Annotated in this window: 1 protein-coding gene; it reads right to left on the bottom strand. The window is 67.4% G+C overall.

What is annotated here, in order from left to right:
* Nucleotides 1-18: 18 nt before the first annotated feature.
* On the bottom strand, nucleotides 19-1,203 hold the full coding sequence (locus HF519_RS30080; protein ID WP_169416323.1) for an IS110 family RNA-guided transposase: 1,185 nt from the start codon (nucleotides 1,201-1,203) through the stop codon (nucleotides 19-21).
* Nucleotides 1,204-1,316 lie beyond the last annotated feature (113 nt).

The following is a 1,316-nucleotide window of genomic DNA, read 5'->3' as shown; positions in this document are numbered from 1 at the left end:
GGCTTCCCAATGATCTTGTCAAGTCGTGACCGGGGCGGCCTGGTAGGGGCGTTGGTCGCGCAGCATCGCCCAGAGCACGTTGACTCGCCGTCGGGCGAGGGCGAGGACTGCGTGGGTGTGTCGTTTGCCTTCTGCGCGTTTACGTGCATAGAAGCGTTGTGACTCGTCGCTCCAGCGGATGCTGTTCATGGCCGAGTAGTAGAAGACGCGTTGCAGGCCTCGGTGGTATCTCTTCGGGCGGTGGAGGTTACCGCTGACGCGGCCGGAGTCGCGTGGTACGGGTGCGAGCCCGGCCATGCCGGCGAGTCGGTCCGGTGTGCCGAAGCAGGTCATGTCGCCCCCGGTGATGGCGAGGAACTCGGCACCGAGCAGTGGCCCGAACCCGGGGAGGCTCTGAATTATTGCCGCGTTCGGGTGCTGCTGAAACCGGCTCTCGATGAGCTTGTCGATTTCGGCGATCTTGTCGTGGAGCGCCAGCACCTCGGTGGCCAGCGTCTGGACCATCTGCGCGGCGACTGTCTCGCCGGGCAGGGTGGTGCGCTGGCTGGCCGCGGCCTCGACCGCGCGTCGGGCCAGCGTGTGGGCATTGCGGGTCTTGCGCGTGGCCAGCCAGCGCTCGAGGCGCGTGAGGCCCGAGCGGCGGATCGCGGCGGGGGTCTGATAGCCGGTCAGGAGCGTCAGCGCGCCCTTGCAGTGGATGTAGTCGAAGCTGCGCTCCAACGCGGGGAACAGGCCCAGGAGCTGCTCACGCAGCCGGTTGACGGCGCGGGTGCGGTCGGCCACCAGGTCGGCGCGGCGCGCGGTCAACATCTTCAGCTCGACGGTGATCTCGTCCCCGGGACGGATCGGTGTGAGGTCGCGACGCATGCGGGCTTGGTCGGCGATGATCGCCGCATCGCGGGCGTCCGACTTGCCTTCGCCGCGGTAGCCGGCCGCGGCGCGGTGGACGGCCCGGCCGGACAAGTAGAGCACGCCCTGGTCGTGACCGAGCAGGATGGCCAGCATCAGCGCGGCCCCGCCATCGACGACATCGACTGTCCAGGTCACCTCGTTTCCGAGGGCGGAGACGTCGGCGACAAGCGCCAACAACTCGGTTTCGTCGTTGGCGACCCGCCGTGACAACAGGCGCTTCCCGTCGCAGTCGATCACGACACAGTGGTGGTGCTCCTTACCGATATCGATTCCTGCCCAGATGCGATCCACAGGCTCTCCCGTCTCCGGATAATTCTCGTAGACGGCCTCGCTGTCGTTGCCCTACACGGCGATCGATTTCGCGGTTCCCAATTCAGCAGTCGTGGCCGTCGTGGAGCGCCGGG

This window comes from Pseudonocardia bannensis (assembly GCF_012911875.1).
Classification (GTDB): domain Bacteria; phylum Actinomycetota; class Actinomycetes; order Mycobacteriales; family Pseudonocardiaceae; genus Pseudonocardia; species Pseudonocardia bannensis.
Note: the sequence above shows the minus strand (reverse complement) of the source record. Positions and strands in the feature narration are given on the sequence as shown.